At 38.1% G+C, this 16925-nt stretch carries 20 protein-coding genes; 7 read left to right on the top strand and 13 right to left on the bottom strand.

Annotated features, from left to right (window positions below):
• The first annotated feature begins 52 nt into the window (after positions 1-52).
• Positions 53-649, top strand: coding sequence for a YhcN/YlaJ family sporulation lipoprotein (locus FXW34_RS00600; protein WP_147531853.1), 597 nt, complete (start codon positions 53-55; stop codon positions 647-649).
• 37 nt (positions 650-686) lie between these two features.
• On the opposite strand, the gene FXW34_RS00595 is transcribed toward FXW34_RS00600, so the two are convergent.
• Complete coding sequence (locus FXW34_RS00595; protein ID WP_147531850.1) at positions 687-1154, bottom strand: pyridoxamine 5'-phosphate oxidase family protein; 468 nt, start codon at positions 1152-1154, stop codon at positions 687-689.
• A 163-nt stretch (positions 1155-1317) separates the two neighbouring features.
• Between FXW34_RS00595 and FXW34_RS00590 the strand changes: the two genes are divergently transcribed.
• Positions 1318-1518: a YlaI family protein gene (locus tag FXW34_RS00590; RefSeq protein WP_147531848.1), complete on the top strand. Its 201-nt coding sequence runs from the start codon at positions 1318-1320 to the stop codon at positions 1516-1518.
• Between the two features lie 167 nt (positions 1519-1685).
• Here the strand turns inward: FXW34_RS00590 and FXW34_RS00585 are convergent, their stop codons facing one another.
• The 3 genes from FXW34_RS00585 to typA are packed head-to-tail and all read right to left on the bottom strand — an operon-like array spanning position 1686 to position 4180.
• Positions 1686-1979, bottom strand: a complete 294-nt coding sequence (locus FXW34_RS00585) for a hypothetical protein (protein WP_147531846.1) — start codon at positions 1977-1979, stop codon at positions 1686-1688.
• Between the two features lie 15 nt (positions 1980-1994).
• A complete protein-coding gene (locus FXW34_RS00580) occupies positions 1995-2315 on the bottom strand; it encodes a YlaH-like family protein (protein WP_246140788.1) in 321 nt (106 codons plus the stop codon).
• 20 nt (positions 2316-2335) lie between these two features.
• Complete coding sequence (gene typA / locus FXW34_RS00575; protein WP_147531844.1) at positions 2336-4180, bottom strand: translational GTPase TypA; 1845 nt, start codon at positions 4178-4180, stop codon at positions 2336-2338.
• Positions 4181-4333: 153 nt separating this feature from the next.
• Between typA and FXW34_RS00570 the strand changes: the two genes are divergently transcribed.
• A complete protein-coding gene (locus tag FXW34_RS00570; protein ID WP_147531842.1) occupies positions 4334-4516 on the top strand; it encodes a YlaF family protein in 183 nt (60 codons plus the stop codon).
• A gap of 351 nt (positions 4517-4867) precedes the next feature.
• Here the strand turns inward: FXW34_RS00570 and FXW34_RS00565 are convergent, their stop codons facing one another.
• Positions 4868-5668, bottom strand: coding sequence for an inositol monophosphatase family protein (locus tag FXW34_RS00565; RefSeq protein ID WP_147531840.1), 801 nt, complete (start codon positions 5666-5668; stop codon positions 4868-4870).
• Positions 5669-5897: 229 nt separating this feature from the next.
• Positions 5898-6092, bottom strand: coding sequence for a hypothetical protein (locus FXW34_RS00560; RefSeq protein WP_147531838.1), 195 nt, complete (start codon positions 6090-6092; stop codon positions 5898-5900).
• Positions 6093-6288: 196 nt separating this feature from the next.
• Between FXW34_RS00560 and FXW34_RS00555 the strand changes: the two genes are divergently transcribed.
• Positions 6289-6918, top strand: coding sequence for a YktB family protein (locus tag FXW34_RS00555; protein ID WP_147531836.1), 630 nt, complete (start codon positions 6289-6291; stop codon positions 6916-6918).
• A gap of 64 nt (positions 6919-6982) precedes the next feature.
• Here FXW34_RS00555 and FXW34_RS00550 read toward each other — a convergent pair whose 3' ends face one another.
• Positions 6983-7252, bottom strand: coding sequence for a UPF0223 family protein (locus FXW34_RS00550; RefSeq protein WP_147531834.1), 270 nt, complete (start codon positions 7250-7252; stop codon positions 6983-6985).
• Between the two features lie 217 nt (positions 7253-7469).
• On the opposite strand from FXW34_RS00550, the gene FXW34_RS00545 reads away from it, so the two are divergent.
• On the top strand, positions 7470-8939 hold the full coding sequence (locus FXW34_RS00545) for an aminotransferase class I/II-fold pyridoxal phosphate-dependent enzyme (protein WP_147531832.1): 1470 nt from the start codon (positions 7470-7472) through the stop codon (positions 8937-8939).
• Between the two features lie 701 nt (positions 8940-9640).
• Here the strand turns inward: FXW34_RS00545 and FXW34_RS00540 are convergent.
• Both FXW34_RS00540 and FXW34_RS00535 read right to left on the bottom strand, forming a co-directional pair.
• Entirely contained in the window at positions 9641-9766 is a 126-nt protein-coding gene (locus tag FXW34_RS00540) for a GapA-binding peptide SR1P (protein WP_147531830.1), read from the bottom strand.
• A gap of 234 nt (positions 9767-10000) precedes the next feature.
• Positions 10001-10300, bottom strand: a complete 300-nt coding sequence (locus FXW34_RS00535; protein WP_147531828.1) for a DUF3055 domain-containing protein — start codon at positions 10298-10300, stop codon at positions 10001-10003.
• Positions 10301-10486: 186 nt separating this feature from the next.
• Between FXW34_RS00535 and FXW34_RS00530 the strand changes: the two genes are divergently transcribed.
• Positions 10487-10921: a DUF1885 family protein gene (locus FXW34_RS00530; RefSeq protein ID WP_147531826.1), complete on the top strand. Its 435-nt coding sequence runs from the start codon at positions 10487-10489 to the stop codon at positions 10919-10921.
• A 40-nt stretch (positions 10922-10961) separates the two neighbouring features.
• Positions 10962-11309 (top strand): hypothetical protein, encoded by a 348-nt coding sequence (locus FXW34_RS00525; protein ID WP_147531823.1) that lies wholly within the window; start codon positions 10962-10964, stop codon positions 11307-11309.
• A gap of 472 nt (positions 11310-11781) precedes the next feature.
• On the opposite strand, the gene lpdA is transcribed toward FXW34_RS00525, so the two are convergent.
• The 4 genes from lpdA to pdhA all read right to left on the bottom strand — a co-directional run bounded on the left by lpdA (position 11782) and on the right by pdhA (position 16733).
• On the bottom strand, positions 11782-13191 hold the full coding sequence (gene lpdA / locus FXW34_RS00515; protein WP_147531821.1) for a dihydrolipoyl dehydrogenase: 1410 nt from the start codon (positions 13189-13191) through the stop codon (positions 11782-11784).
• A 4-nt stretch (positions 13192-13195) separates the two neighbouring features.
• Positions 13196-14524, bottom strand: coding sequence for a dihydrolipoamide acetyltransferase family protein (locus FXW34_RS00510; RefSeq protein WP_147531819.1), 1329 nt, complete (start codon positions 14522-14524; stop codon positions 13196-13198).
• 115 nt (positions 14525-14639) lie between these two features.
• On the bottom strand, positions 14640-15617 hold the full coding sequence (locus FXW34_RS00505) for an alpha-ketoacid dehydrogenase subunit beta (protein WP_147531817.1): 978 nt from the start codon (positions 15615-15617) through the stop codon (positions 14640-14642).
• A 3-nt stretch (positions 15618-15620) separates the two neighbouring features.
• The gene (gene pdhA, locus FXW34_RS00500) at positions 15621-16733 is read right to left on the bottom strand and encodes a pyruvate dehydrogenase (acetyl-transferring) E1 component subunit alpha (RefSeq protein WP_147531815.1); all 1113 of its coding nucleotides are present in this window, start codon (positions 16731-16733) and stop codon (positions 15621-15623) included.
• Between the last annotated feature and the right edge of the window lie 192 nt (positions 16734-16925).

The following is a 16925-nucleotide window of genomic DNA, read 5'->3' as shown; positions in this document are numbered from 1 at the left end:
AGACTTAATGGATACTAACTAACTCAATCTAAGTTGAGGAGTGATTGATTAAATGAAAGGCTTATTTCCATTAATTGTGATAGCCATTATCTTAGTCGGCTGCGGTGCACAAAATAATGCTGCCAATGACGAAAGACAAAATTTAGTTAAAGTAAAAAATAGTACAATTCAGGATGTTGATAGAGAGACTGGTCAAAAGGTCTCCAAACATCTAGTCGACCTTGCAACGAGTGTACCAAACGTTCGTGATGCAACGGCGGTCGTTATAGGGAACTATGCGGTTGTAGGTATTGATGTGGATCAAAATATTGATCGTTCTCAGGTAGGGTCAATCAAATACTCAGTAGCAGAAAGCTTAAAAAATGACCCTCATGGTGCAAAGGCTGTTGTCATTGCGGACCCTGACCTCACAGCCCGTTTAAAGGAAGTGGCAGCAGACGTCCGCGCAGGTAACCCCATTTCCGGAATTATGAATGAGCTATCAGATATTTCCGGACGACTAATGCCTGAGGTTCCAGCTGACATGATTGAGCCAAGAGCGAAAAATGGTAAAAACGCAACAGAAAACCCGAAAAAGGAAATGGATAAACAAGATTCCAAGCAACTTGAAAAAGAACAAGATGATCAGTCTAAGCATCACAAAGATTAGACTAAATAAGACTATCCTACTAAGGATAGTCTCTTTTTTATAGCGTGCTTGCAGCGTTTCGCATTGCATCCATCACTTGATTGTCCAATTTTGCCGCAGCGACTTTATCATAGGTTTTGTCATATTGTGGCTCGACACTAATTTTAGAGCCATAAAACATGACATCTCTTACTTCATTAATCTTTATTTCCACAAGAGCAAGCTTTAGAGGCACATCCGCCAATTTTTCTTGAATGACACTTGCTTCTCCGGCAATTGAATAGGTGGACTCGTTAGCGATAATATTAAGTACCACTTTGCCGTTTTGATTAATATTTTGGATAATTCTTGAACGGTTATCCACAGCAAACAAGATAGCGTCTTGATTTGCAGCAAGTACCCAAGAAATCGCACTGACATTTGGCCCGCCAGTTTCAAAATCAATTGTCGCCAGAGTGGAAAAACGTTCACTTTGCAATTGATCATAAAGGGGTTTAATCAGTTTTGCTTCTACTTGATTTACCATTTCAATTCCTCCTTATTTACCATCATCTTACTACTTTCCCATTTTTACATCAACTTTAACGTATTAACCTATTACCATTATCGACCATTCACTGTTAGTATATTATAATATAATAAATAGAGTAGCAAAGAACATGACTTGATTACAGAATTGAGGTGTCAGAATGAGAGTGAAATGCTTTATTTGCGATAAAATAGAATCGATCGATGACTTTTCACCATTGGCTAAACGTTTGAGAAATCGGCCAATTCACACATATATGTGTAAGCCTTGCGAGGAGCGGATTACCGAAAAAACCAACCAACGCCATTCATCGGGCAACTTTAAGCTTTATAAACCAGTATCTGAGGATGATAATTGGTAAAACGAAAAGCGGAGACGGCTTGTTCAGGGGCGACAGGCACAAGACGAGCCGGCTAGAAGGTCGTTCTTTTGACCTTCTGGACGGATTGGCTTGTGACCACGAGCCCCTAGCCACCGCAACTAGACACTACCAAAAAGGGATGCCAGCAAAAGCTAGCATCCCTTCTTTTATTCTTCAGGAAAAATCTTAAATTTCTCCGGTTCCGCTTCAATTTGCTTTAGCATGACATCAATTAAATCAATTGGAAATTTCATCGATTGCTGTTCGCCATCTTTAACATAGTCTATGAAGTACCATCGTTCATCATCCTTAGTAATAGCGATGTTCGATACGCCATGTTCGTCCCTTAGAATAGTCGCAAACAGTTCAGTAGTTTCAACAGCTGAAACATCCAACGGTCTTGCATCACTAACTACCTTAATTGATAACCAATTGTAAAAAGCATCCTGTAAAGATTTCACAATGAATCCTCCGTATTAACCAAGTTCAGCATCCTGCTTTTTCTGATTATACAAACGAATTTTATAAATAATCAAAATTAATGCAGCGACAACCAAACCTTCTGTTATTGGTAAAAAGATAGCTAAGAATGTTAGAACCGTACAACCTAAGAATAAAAATAGATATATTACAATTGATTTACCAATCGACAAAGGCTTTGCAAATCCCAGTTTATAAACCAGAATACATAAAGCGACTATCGTCAAGTACAAAAGCGGTGTGCCAACCTCCGGATTTTTGTCAAGCTGATATAGGGCTGCAAAAAAAGACAAACTTTCTGCTACATCAATTTCCATTTCCGGTCACTCCCTTTTAATTAGCTTAACTCTGCCATTTTCTTTTTCTTCGCTGCCTTTTCACGTTCGTTCTTATCTAAGATTTTTTTACGTAAACGAATCGATTCTGGAGTTACTTCGCAATACTCATCTTCATTTAAATATTCTAATGACTCTTCAAGTGTCATAATCCGTGGCTTTTTAATCACAGATGTTTGATCTTTGTTGGCAGAACGAATATTTGTAGCATGTTTAACTTTAACAATATTAACAGTAATATCGTTTTCTCTTGTATGCTCTCCAACAATCATACCTTCATAAATTTCAGTTCCTGGCTCAACAAAGATTGTTCCACGATCCTCTACTTGCATAATACCATAGGTTGAAGCCTTACCTGATTCCATAGATACAAGCACACCTTGACGTCTTCCGCCTACTTGTCCTGGTTGCATCGGTTGATAGCTGTCAAACGTATGGTTAATGATACCATAGCCTCGTGTTAATGTTAAAAATTCAGTTGTATAACCAATTAAACCACGAGCAGGTACATTGAAAGTTAAGCGAACTTGTCCAGAACCATTATTTACCATATCAAGCATCTCACCTTTACGAGCTCCAATTGATTCCATAACCGCACCAGTGTGCTCCTCTGGAACATCAATTTGAACTCGCTCGATTGGCTCACAACGAACACCATCAATTTCACGGACAATAACTTCAGGCTTTGAAACTTGAAGCTCATAGCCTTCACGACGCATATTTTCAATTAGTATAGAAAGATGAAGTTCACCACGACCTGATACAATCCATGCATCTGGTGAATCAGTATTTTCTACACGAAGACTTACATCTGTTTGAAGCTGAGCGCGTAATCTTTCTTCAATTTTTCTTGAAGTAATGAATTTTCCTTCTCTACCGGCAAATGGGCTATTGTTTACAACGAAAGTCATTTGTAACGTTGGCTCATCGATGCGAAGGACCGGAAGTGCTTCCTGGTGTTCAACTGGACAAACCGTTTCACCGACATTGATGTCCTCCATACCAGATAACGCAATAAGGTCTCCAGCTTTTGCTTCTTGAATTTCTTGACGCTTTAAGCCAAAGAAACCAAAGATTTTTGAAACACGGAATTGCTTAATTGAACCGTCTAGCTTCATTAAAGCTACCTGTTGGCCAACATTAATAGTTCCTCGGAAAACACGCCCAATCCCAATTCTACCTACATAATCATTATAATCTAATAATGCAACCTGGAATTGTAATGGCTCATCGCTATTATTCACCGGAGCTGGAATATGTTCGATAATCGAATCATATAAGCACTGCATATTTTCGTCTTGGTTCGCAGGATCTGGATCAACACTTGCAGTTCCATTAATAGCTGAAGCATATACTACTGGGAAATCAAGCTGATCTTCATTTGCTTCTAGTTCAATAAACAGGTCTAATACTTCGTCAATTACTTCTTCAGGTCTAGCAAAATCACGATCAATTTTATTTACAACAACAATCGGGGTAAGATTTTGTTCTAATGCTTTTTTCAAAACAAACCGTGTCTGTGGCATACATCCTTCGTACGCGTCTACAACTAGTAATACACCATCAACCATTTTCATGATCCGCTCTACTTCTCCACCGAAATCGGCGTGTCCAGGTGTATCTAAAATATTAATTCTTGTGTCTTTATATTGAATGGCTGTATTTTTAGCTAAGATGGTAATTCCACGTTCTCTCTCAAGATCATTTGAATCCATTGCTCGCTCTTCAACATGTTCATTTGAACGGAACGTTCCTGCCTGTTTTAAAAGCTGATCAACTAGGGTTGTTTTCCCATGGTCAACGTGAGCAATAATAGCAATATTGCGTATATCATTTCTTAATTCCAAAAAATTCACTCCTCATATTTTCGTGAAACCCCTTATGTCTACATAACTGAGATATTATAACACAAATGAATAGAAACTAATAATGATTTTGTAGTACAATATTCAATATCTTTATTATTATGGCAATATGGATTATAAAAAAGGGGTATAGTAATGAAAATTAAATGGCTATTTTTATTATTTGCGGTTTTGGCAGCAGCATGTATAGCGGGTATTGGAATTGCTGTGGCAGAAAGAAGTATCTTGGGGATTATCGGCTGCACCATCGCAACAATTGCTTCATTTGGTCTCGGCTTCTCAATGAAAAAGAAATTATTAGGCGGACAACAACCTTAAAAACAAAAGCGGAAGCGCCTTGCTCAGGGGGCGACAGGCACAAAGCGAGCCCTGCAGGAAATCCTGATTTCCGGAAGGGATTGTAGGAAAAGTGAAAGTGGCTCGTTCAGGAGCGACGGGCGTAAGACGAATCACGCAAGAGATGATAATCTCTGGAGGGATTTGGCTTATGTACTCAGCTCCTAGCCACTTTCACTAGACAAACTTGTGACCCCGAGCCCCTAGGCGCTGGAGCTGGAAGTGTATAACGTTGTGAAACTTTTCCACATCGTTAAATTTGATAATTTTCTAAGCAATCATAGAAAAAATCCCTGAAATCAAAACAGGGATTTTTTCTTTTGTGTAAACTATTTACCATTTTCCGCTCATTAAATATTTTTCCAATAACTCCCGATGCAGTCCTGGCTTAGAAACAAGCACCGTATTTTCTCCAGAGAGTTTTAATGAATCGCCCCTTAAGGTAGTAGCCACTCCACCAACCTCTTCGATAAGTACCTTTCCAGCGGCAAAATCCCATGGAGAAAGTCTTAACGAAATATAAGCATCTATTCTTCCAGATACAACGTAGGCAATTTCTAGAGCAGCCGAACCGAGCGATCTTGTTGCACGTGCATCTTGAGCTAATGCTGCTAGTAGATGAGAATCAATTCGGGAATTTTCAATGATCCACGATGCATTTATACCAATAATGGCTTCTTTCACTTCAACCTCTGCTAATAATGGAAGTGAAATTTCATTTAAATAAGCTCCTTTACCTTTTTGAGCATGATAGAGCTCATTGTGAACGACATCGTATATTAGTCCAATTTGTCCTATGCCTTGCTCGTAAATTCCTATTGAAATCGCAAAATTACGTTGTTGATGAACAAAGTTCATCGTCCCATCGATCGGATCAATAATCCAAACAATTCCTCCAAATTCAGCTGGGGTTTCCTCTAAGCCCTCCTCACCGAGAATGGTATGGTTTGGATAAGTCGTTTTAATTTTCTCTATAAAAAATCGTTCTGTTGCCTTGTCTATATTCGTAACAAGGTCATTCGGATTTGATTTAGTTTGAATATTGAGTGTTTCTGAAAAGGACGCCCTTATCATTGCACCAGCCTCTTTAACCCATTGCTTAGCATATGTATCTATTTCTTGCCAATTCGTCATGCTATTTCCTCCCAACTTGGGCATTTTTCCAGATAATTCAAGCATGTTTAAATTATACTATGTCTTTTCAAATTGTTTCAAACAATACCGCCTGTCCAAATGATTGATAATAATAAACGAACCCCAATTTTTTGTTTGGAGTTCGTTTTCAGAAAGCCACTATTGAACTGATTTTGACATCCATTTTTTATTCCTTACTCCTTTGGTGTCTTTAAAAATTTATTTCAGATTAGAGCACTTTTAATCTAATTAGTTCATTTCTAATTCTTTCAAGCTTTTGCTTACAATCTTTTTGCTTAGCATCATTCTTCTCACCCATAGCTTCAAAAAGCGTAGCCAATTCATAATCTAATTCCAACCTAAGGACTGCTGCTCTTTCATTTACAATCGATTTCTTTCGATTAGAGTTTACTAATTGTTTCAATAGCATAATCTCCCTTCGTTAAATAAATTTAATTTTCTGACTATTTTTAATATTATAATATGAGGTATTAGCTCTTGATGCAACAAATTTGTGCTGAAACCTAGCATCTAAATATTTTCCTACAGTAAGCATCAAATTTCCTGTAATGGATGTGGTGTGCTACAATGTTTTACAAATTCTGCAGGAGGTAAAAATCATGTCGTCATTTTCTGGTTTAACTAATGAAGATTTTGATCTTTTTAAAATAGATGGATTAGAGCAAAGGATGGAAGCATTAATTCGTACTGTTCGACCAAAGCTTGAACTACTCGGAAACCATTTTGCACCAAGCTTAACGGCCTTAACTGGACAAGAAATGTTCCCCCACGTTGCCAAACATGCGCGAAGGACAAAAAACCCTCCAAAGGATACTTGGGTAGCATTCGCGAACAATTCACGAGGATATAAAATGCTTCCCCATTTTCAAATTGGTCTATGGGAAAGTCACTTATTTATCTGGTTTGCAGTCATTTATGAATGTCCACGCAAAGAGGAAATTGGCAAGAATTTTATCGAGAGTCTCGATGAAATTCAAAGCATGATTCCGGCGGATTTCGTTTGGTCCTTAGACCATACAAAACCGGAGACAATCTCACATCAACATTTGAATTCTGAACAGCTTCTTACGATGTTTGAACGCCTTATTAAGGTTAAAAAAGCGGAGATACTTTGCGGCTATCAAATTCCACGTTCCAATGCGGTTCAAATGAGCCCAGAGGCAATGCTAAAACAATTTCAATTTGTGTTTGAAAAACTAACACCTCTATATAATATGACTTCAATTTAAGATAAGCCACGAGGGTCCCAGCCAACGAAAAGTGCTAGTGCCCTTGTGGCTTATATTTATCCTATTACATTTTGATTGATTTCATGTCATTTGTTTCTTTACTTTTCTTAATTATTAAATAGGATGAGTATCCACTCGTTTCTTCAAACTCATCGAATATTTTCTTTTCCTCAGATTTACTTGGCACAATTTCTTTAAACCTGCGGTAATTCTTCATTAGAATTTCTCGATCAATGCCAGTTTCATATCCCTTTTCAACAGATTCAAAAAATTTTATCACATCAATAATTTCTTCTGTATTCCAATTTGGATCAATTGGGTACTGGTATTCCATCATATCCACTTCCCTTTAGAATTTTCTTTATTTTACCCACATTTTATTTTTCTTCTTCCTTGGGTTAGATTCCTGTTTTTTTCAAACAATATTGTTAGGAACCCACACATATAAACGTTAAAAATTATTTACTAGGCAAAGGGTATGAATAATGCTATAATTCTTTTGTTTTATGTATAAATGAACACATTAATTAGTAAAGAGGTGTGGGAAAAAGTTGTCTCAATACAATACACCGTTATTTGATGGGCTGGTTGAACATGCCCAGAAGAACCCTGTCCAATTTCATATCCCTGGACATAAAAAAGGAGCGGGAATTGACCCGAAATTCCGTGAGTTCATAGGGGATAATGCTCTTTCTATTGATTTGATAAATATTGGTCCCTTAGATGATCTTCATTCACCAAAGGGTATTATTAAAGAAGCTCAAGATTTAGCCGCTGAAGCATTTGGTGCTGATCATACATTTTTTTCTGTTCAAGGAACCAGTGGTGCCATCATCGCTATGATTATGAGCGTTTGTGGTCCTGGTGATAAAATTATCGTGCCAAGGAACGTCCATAAATCGGTTATGTCCGCCATTGTTTTTTCTGGTGCTATTCCGATTTTTACCCGTCCAGTCATCGATAAATATTTGGGAATTTCACACGGAATCACAACTGATGCTGTAGAGCATGCCCTGCAACAGCACCCAGATGCCAAAGGTGTATTAGTCATTAATCCTACCTACTTTGGAGTTGCCGCAGATTTACAAAAAATCGTGGAAATTGCTCATTCATATAATGTACCTGTGCTTGTTGATGAAGCTCATGGTGTTCATATTCATTTTCACGAAGAAATGCCATTGTCAGCAATGCAAGCAGGTGCTGATATTGCTGCGACGAGCGTCCACAAACTAGGAGGCTCCATGACACAAAGCTCGATTTTGAATATGAGAGAAGGCCTTGTCTCAGCAAAACGAGTCCAAAGCGTATTAAGTATGCTGACAACCACATCCACTTCATACTTACTGCTAGCATCTTTAGATGTTGCTAGGAAGAGATTAGCAACAGAAGGAAGAGAATTGGTGGAAAGGGCCATTTCAATAGCTAATTCAATTCGCGAAAAGGTAAATGAAATTGAATTCTTGCATTGTATGGGCAAGGAAATACTAAATTCAAAAGCAGCTTTTGGCTATGATCCGACTAAGTTAGTCATTTCTGTAAAGGACCTAGGAATTACGGGTTACGATGTAGAAAAATGGCTACGCGAGAATTATAACATCGAAGTCGAGATGTCTGATTTATACAATATCCTTTGTATTATCACTCCAGGAGATACAGAAAATGAAGCAGATATCCTGATTAGAGCATTAAAGCATTTGGCATCTGATTTCAGCCACCAAGCTGAGAAGGTTCATACGAAGGTCATGCTTCCTGATATTCCATTATTGCAATTGACTCCTCGAGATGCTTTTTATGCTGATACAGAATCAATTCCACTGGAACACTCAGCTGGAAGAATCATTGCAGAATTCGTGATGGTATACCCACCAGGCATACCAATTTTTATCCCTGGCGAAATCATTACCGAAGAAAACATAAAGTATATTCAAAAAAACATTGATGCAGGCTTGCCAGTTCAAGGTGCAGAAGATGATGAACTGAAAAATGTAAGAGTAATTAAAGAGCATCGAGCAATTAAATAGAAAAGTTAAAGCGACTAGGATAAAACTAGCCTCTATACATGAAAAAGACAAAGCCTGTGAAATTTTACCCATCGTAAAAATTCCACAGGCTTTTTTGTATCAAAACTAGGTTTTATCCATGTCTTGTTTTTATTGTGGTAAAAAAATTCGGGTGGTGGCACCTAAATTTCGAGTTGTGCAAATAAGGTGAAATGTGTTCATAAATGTATATTTGTGTGCATATCCTGATTTTCCTGTGCATATATTTTTGGTACCTATCAAAAGTTGTGCATATATTTTAAAAGTCGTGCATATATCCAAAAAGTTGTATCATATATTTTTTCAAATGAAGCATATCCACTATTTCATGTGCATATCACAGAAAAGTTGTGCAAATACTCCCTCACTAATTAAATGAAATCGTGAAAAATACTTATTTTTTAACCAAAAACGATGATTTTTATCAAAAATAATGTGGACTCAACCTAAAAACAATCACGTTTTCCAAGAAAAACCTCGCATTTTTCATCTAAAACCTAGCAAAATTTCAAAATCCCTAGCAAAATCCATCTTGAATTAGACCCATTATGGAAAATCAACAATCAAGTGAATAGACACACATTCGTTTTTAGTTAAACCGAAATACTTTTGTCCCAGCCCTTTTAATTGGAATATTTATTAAAATGAAAAAAGCATGCCTTTGCATGCTTTTTTTCATATTATTAATGTTCTTTTGTTTCTTTTTTGTCCTCGTTACAGCATTGACACTTAGCATAAAGAACAGTTACCTTTTCATCTTCAAAATGATCAATAGTCGCATCACATGTTTGACAAACGATTGTACCCACTATGGATTCCCTTCCCTTCGGAAAAATTCATCAAAATTTGGTGTAAGCGTTTTTATTCGATTTCTTAATTTGATAATAATATAACACTATTATAATTTCAAGCCTAATTTGTATGTCACATTAACTTTTTTAGTTAGTAAATGATGGAACTATTGTTAATAAAAAAATTAGTTATTAGAAATAAGTATGACACATTAAAAAACAGACCTTGAAAAGGTCTGTTTTTTTGCGTTTCTATTCATATTGAGGTTCAAATGGTACACTTGGTAAGGCACTCTTGAAAAACTCAATTAAATCCAATGCTTGCTGTTCATCGGAAATTTTGAATGCGTTTTTAAGGTATTCTGTATCTTCCAGATCTTTCGGGTCGAGGAGAGTTGAGCGGCCTGTCTGCATGCAGACAACGAGGGGCTTACCAAAAAATAGATTTGTGTAGACAATCCCAAAATCATAACGTGTGGATTCAGTGGTAAAGCCTATAAACCTAACTTTTACCTTTTCTGATTCATCATATAGTTTTTCGAAAATTACCATAAAAAACCTCCCTTTAAAACATTATTTTTTGAATATTTAGAATTTTATTATAACTTGCTTTTTCACTTTTTGCAATGGATTTATTTGTAAAATACATCGAAAGTCCCTTAGTTTCTTCATAATTCTTTAAGCCATGTTATAATAGTGAAGAATTGAGTATTATTTTAGAAACCGGGGGATTGGAAAATGGCACAAAATGCTTATATTAAGCTTGTTCCTGCTTCAGCACAACAAACCATTACGACAGAGGAACTGAAAAATCACTTTAATTATTATAAGGAAATTACCGCAAAGACTGGGGATCAGCTTGATTGGAATTATGAGCAGTCAGCTTTTCCTTATGATATAAAGGAACACGAAAGCAGCCAAGGAAAATGGTTTTACCTTTCTGGGACGCTAGACCGCTATTATGCTATCTTAATCGGTATTGATCAAGAACTGGTTAAGGATGAGGATGGTTCCGAAAGAGAACAAACGTATATTCAAATTACACTACCTGAAAGATCCACTGCTGGAGATAAAGGTAAAGCAAATGAGTTTTGCAAATTTTTATCAAAGAAGCTTAAAGGAGAACTCCACCTTTTTAATGGAAGAGTAATGTACCACTACCCAAGAAAATAGGTATGAAGTTTACCAGGATAAATTCAACAAGAGGTGTTCAATGTTAAAGAAAAGGATTATTCTACTATCAATTTTAAGTTTCATCACCACGAGTTTCTCACCGTATCTTTTCGCGGTTTATTTTGAAAAAAAACCGACTGAAATACATAGAAACGCAAAATTTGGTGGACCTTTTCCATTCGCAGAACAGGAAATTTACCTACCTAAAAAAGAACAACAATATCCAATTGAAGTTAACTTTGCTTCGCCTCTAAAAAAAGAAACAAAGCTTCACTTTTTTCCGTTTATATTATCTTTTCTCAGTTTCTTTCTGATAATATTTTCATTAGTTACGATCGTGCTCAGATTGTTTTGGGGACAGAAAAATGGACAAGACGACCGAATTTAAGCGGTCGTCTTTTTTGTCCTTATCCAAAAAAAGGTGATCTAATCTGAATCAACGTTAACGTAAATTGGATTGATATATATACGATTAAGCTAATAAGAGTTATGAATAATGTCATTCTTGTTGATTTTAAAAACGAATTCCCTACTATAAAAGCGATATATAAAAACACCAAAAACATTAGAACATTAAATATCGGTTGGTCATGATGCGAAAGCCACTCTATCACCGAATAACCGCTCCATATAATTAATTGGAATAACACCACGATATATCCTTTTATCTTCATACTCATTACCTACCTATATCCATTGCATGTATAAATCATTATATGATTAGGTACAGGTGGATATTTTCATTTAGGTAATATTTTGTAACCAAGCTATGCTAAAAACGAGCAGGCTCGTTGTCTCTCCAAAAAAAAGCTGTCCCAAAGATCGATCTTATCGCGACCTTTGGGACAGCTTCTCGCTAGTTATTTAATAATATGAATTGGATGACCTAGAGCTACTTCTGCAGCTTCCATTGTAATTTCACCTAATGTCGGATGGGCGTGAATGGTCATCGCAATGTCTTCAGCAGTCATGCCTGTTTCAACTGCTAATGCCAATTCAGCTATCATATCAGATGCACTTGGTCCTGCTATTTGTGCACCAATTACTAAACCATCTTCCTTACGAGTCACTAATTTCATAAAGCCATCTGTTGCATCAAGCGCTAGTGCACGTCCATTTGCCGCAAATGGGAATTTGGCAGCAACGACCTCGATGCCTTCTTCCTTCGCCTGAGCTTCGCTGTACCCAACAGAAGCTAATTCAGGATCTGAGAAAACGACTGCTGGCATCGCTAAATAATCGATTTCAGAAGCTTGACCAGCTATGGCTTCTGCTGCAATTTTCCCTTCGTAAGATGCTTTATGGGCAAGCGGAGGACCTGGTACAACATCACCAATTGCATATATATTATTTATGTTAGTTCGACATTGCTTATCAACTTGAATTATACCACGGTCAGAAATTTCAATTCCAACCTGCTCTAAGCCCATCTCATCTGTATTCGGACGGCGACCAACCATAACAAACACATAATCTGCCTCAGCTGTTTTTTCTTCACCATTTACCTCGTACCTTACCGTGACACCTGACTCAGTTTCTTCTACACCTTTTGCAAATGCCTTTGTAATAATTTCAGCACCTTTTTTCTTTAAATTCTTTTTCACGAGTGCGGACATTTGCTTTTCAAAGCCATTAAGAATTTCATCAAGCCCTTCTAAAATGGTCACTTGCGTTCCAAAGTTTGCGTAGGCACCACCTAATTCTGTCCCGATATAGCCACCGCCTATGACGACTATTTTATTCGGAATCTCCTGTAAAGCAAGTGCTCCGGTTGAGTCTAGTACTCGTTTTGAATATTTAAATGCAGGCAATTCAATTGGTCGTGAGCCAGTTGCAATAATAAGATTTTTGAACGTATAAGTTTGCGCTGAGCTTTCATCCATCACTCGTAGTGTATTCGCATCAACTAAATACGCTTCGCCACGAACAATGCTCACCTTATTACCTTTTAATAAGCCTTCAACCCCGCCGGTTAGCTTCTTTACAACACTTGCCTTCCAGGCTTGAACCTTTGAAAAATCAACCTTTACATTTTCAGCACTGATTCCAATAGAGTCAGAATGCTTTGCCGTTTCGTATTTATGTCCAGCTGAAATGAGTGCTTTTGATGGGATACAACCGACGTTTAAACAAACACCACCAAGCTCACCCTTTTCAATAATTGTTACCTTTTGACCAAGCTGAGCGGCACGAATCGCTGCAACATACCCACCAGGCCCAGCCCCAATGACTATAGTATCCGTTTCAATTGGAAAATCTCCTACTACCATCGTTTTACGCCTCCATTAACAATAGTTCTGGATCGTTTAATAATTTTTTAATATGGTTTAACGCATTTTGTGCCGTTGCTCCATCAATCATCCGATGATCAAAGCTTAACGAAAGGGCAAGTACAGGCGCAATAACGATTTCACCATTGAGAACTACTGGCTTTTCCGCTATCCGTCCAATACCTAAAATGGCAACCTCTGGATGATTAATGACAGGTGTAAACCACTGACCGCCCGCTGAACCAATATTTGTAATCGTACAAGACGCACCTTTCATTTCATCTGGGGCAAGCTTGCCTTCACGAGCTTTAGAAGCTAGTTCATTAATTTCGTTAGATATATTAAAGATTGACTTGCGATCTGCATCCTTCACTACTGGAACAAGCAAGCCCTTTTCCGTATCTGCCGCAATTCCAATATTATAGTAATGCTTATGAACAATTTCTTCAGTTGCATCATCAAGTGATGTATTTAACGCAGGGAATTCACGCAACGCACTCGTTAGCGCCTTCACAACATAAGGAAGATATGTAAGCTTAATTCCTTTTTGCGCTGCAATATCCTTGAATTTCTTACGATTTGCCACGAGCTTAGTAACATCCACCTCATCCATTAAGGTTACGTGTGGAGCAGTATGCTTAGAGTTCACCATTGCTTTAGCAATCGCTTTTCTAATACCGCTCATTTTTTCCCGTGTTTCAGGATACTGACTTTGTGGAATAGGCGCTTTTTGAGTAGTTTTTTCTTGAATTGCAGGAACACCAGCTGTTTGAACCTCTTGAGCTGCTGGTACAGCGGCAGCGGTAGTTCCACCAGTTAAATGTGCATCGATATCCTCTTTCAAGATTCTACCATTCTTTCCGGTTCCTACTACTTGTTGGATGTCAACACCTTTATCACGAGCGTACTTTCGAACGGAAGGCATCGCAATAATGCGGCGATTTACTGGAGCTTCAGCCGCAGCGTTTGCAACTGCCCCTTGTGGCGCCTGTGTACCAGCAACCGGCGGAGCCGCAGGTGCAGATGGCGATTCTGCTGCAGGTTCTTTGGGTGCTTCTTCCTCATGGTCACCTTTAAATTGTAAATCCTCATAGCCAGGCGCGTCAAAGGTAACTAACACTTGACCAACAGTAGCAACCGTTCCTTCTCCAACAAGAACTTCTTCAACTGTCCCTTCTACAGGTGATGGAATTTCCACCACTGCTTTATCATTTTGCACCTCACATAATACATCGTCCTCTTGGACTTTATCGCCTGGCTTAACAAACCACTTAACTATTTCGCCCTCGTGAATACCTTCACCAATATCCGGCAATCTAAATTGAAATGCCAATGGATTCACCCTCCTAGAAAAATTGCTTAAAGTTTTCCGTCCTATAAATGAAAGGATTAGGAATTCCTGAAAAAATATCGACTTCTATATCGTCCCAGAAATCCCACTAATTTATTTAAAAAGTTAACACCTTTTTTGCTGTTTCGATAACATCTTTATAATTTGGTAACCAAACCGCCTCTGCTTGTGGGAATGGGAACACTGTATCTGGAGCAGCAACTCGTAATACTGGTGCTTCAAGGCTTAATATTGCACGATCATTGATTTCAGCAACGACATGCGCAGCAATCCCAGCTTGCTTTTGCGCCTCCTGAACAACAATTGCTCGACCCGTTTTTTCTACAGAAGCAATAATTGTTTCGATATCAAGTGGAGCAACAGTGCGGAGGTCAATTACCTCAACTGAATGACCTTCCTTAGCTAATTCTTCCGCAGCCTTTAAGGACTCATGTACCATTGCACCATAGGTAACGATTGTTAAATCCGTCCCTTCTCGTTTTACATCGGCCTTACCAAGTGGAATCGTATATTCCTCTTCTGGCACTTCTTGACGGAAGGAGCGATATAATTTCATATGCTCCAAGAAAATGACAAGATCATTATCACGAATTGATGAAATTAATAATCCCTTTGCATCGTAAGGAGTTGATGGTATTACTACCTTTAATCCTGGTTGCTGTGCCATAAGTCCCTCTAGACTATCAGCGTGCATATCAGGAGTATGAACACCACCACCAAACGGAGAGCGGATCGTTACTGGTGAATGATATCTGCCACCAGATCGATAGCGCATGCGTGCTAATTGACCTGAAATGGAGTCCATTACCTCAAATACAAATCCAAAGAATTGAATCTCTGGGACCGGACGATATCCTTGTAATGATAAACCAACAGCCAAACCACCAATTCCAGATTCCGCTAACGGTGTATCAAATACTCGCTCTTCACCGAATTCCTTTTGAAGTCCTTCAGTAGCGCGGAACACACCTCCGTTAACACCTACGTCCTCACCGAATATTAACACATTCGGATCATTACGCAATTCTGTGCGCAGTGCATCCGTTATCGCTTGAATCATTGTCATTTGCGCCATGGTTTATTTCGACTCCTTTGCTTGATATAGTTCAAATTGTTCCTTTAAGTTTTGTGGCATTTCCTGATACATAATTGACATCAAATCTGTCACCTTTTGTTTTGGTGCAGCATCTGCTTTTTTAATTGCCTCTTTAATATCTTCTTTTGCCTTTTCAATCACAGCACTTTCTTTTTCTTCATTCCATAATCCTTTGCCTTCAAGGTATTTACGGAATCTAACGAGCGGATCCTTCTTTTCCCATTCATTATCAAGGTCTGCTGTACGATATCGAGTTGGATCATCACCAGCCATTGTGTGAGGTCCATAACGATATGTTAATGTTTCGATTAAGGTTGGTCCTTCACCGTTTATAGCACGCTCACGCGCATCACGAACTGCTGCATATACTGCTAAAGGATCCATTCCATCCACTTGAATTCCAGGAATACCTGCTGCTACAGCCTTTTGAGCAAGTGTTTTTGTAGCAGATTGCTTATCAACTGGTGTTGAAATCGCAAAACGATTATTTTGCACAATGAAGATTGCTGGTGCTTTGTAGGCTCCCGCAAAGTTAATTCCTTCATAGAAATCACCTTGAGAAGTACCACCATCACCTGTATAGGTAATTGCAACTGATTTTGCTCCACGCTTTTTCATCCCAAGCGCAACGCCAGCTGCTTGAACATACTGTGCACCAATAATAATTTGTGGGTGAAGTACATTTACACCCTCTGGAATTTTCATACCCTCGAAATGCCCTCTTGACCAAAGGAATGCTTGAGATAAAGGTAAACCATGCCAAACGATTTGTGGTACATCACGATATCCCGGTAAGATAAAATCTTCTTTTTCTAAAGCAAACTGGGATGCTAATTGTGAAGCTTCCTGACCAGCAGTAGGTGCGTAAAATCCCAACCGGCCTTGGCGATTTAAAGAAATCGATCGTTGATCTAAAATTCTTGTATAAACCATTCTGGTCATTAGTTCTTGTAGCTGCTCATCACTTATTTCTGGCATTGCAGCCTCATTGACTACTTGACCTTCTTCATTTAATATTTGTAAAGTTTGAAACTGCTCCTCAACATCCTTGAGTAGCTGCGTTACATCTAATTGTGTTTTTATATTCGATGCCATAAATGCCACCTCATCCTTTCATTAAGGGAAATAATTGTTAGAATTAGCCATATCAAAGTTAGGATACCCAAAAAACACAGACTTAATAGACTTAGAAAAAATAAAACATATAGTTGATAATGATAATCAACAAACTGTATCTATTATTTTTTACTTTCAACTAATACAACCAATCTCTACATGATTTAGTTT

Origin of the sequence: Bacillus marasmi (genome assembly GCF_902168435.1) — a bacterium.
Classification (GTDB): domain Bacteria; phylum Bacillota; class Bacilli; order Bacillales; family Cytobacillaceae; genus Bacillus_BU; species Bacillus_BU marasmi.
This window is presented reverse-complemented; position numbering and strand designations above follow the sequence as displayed.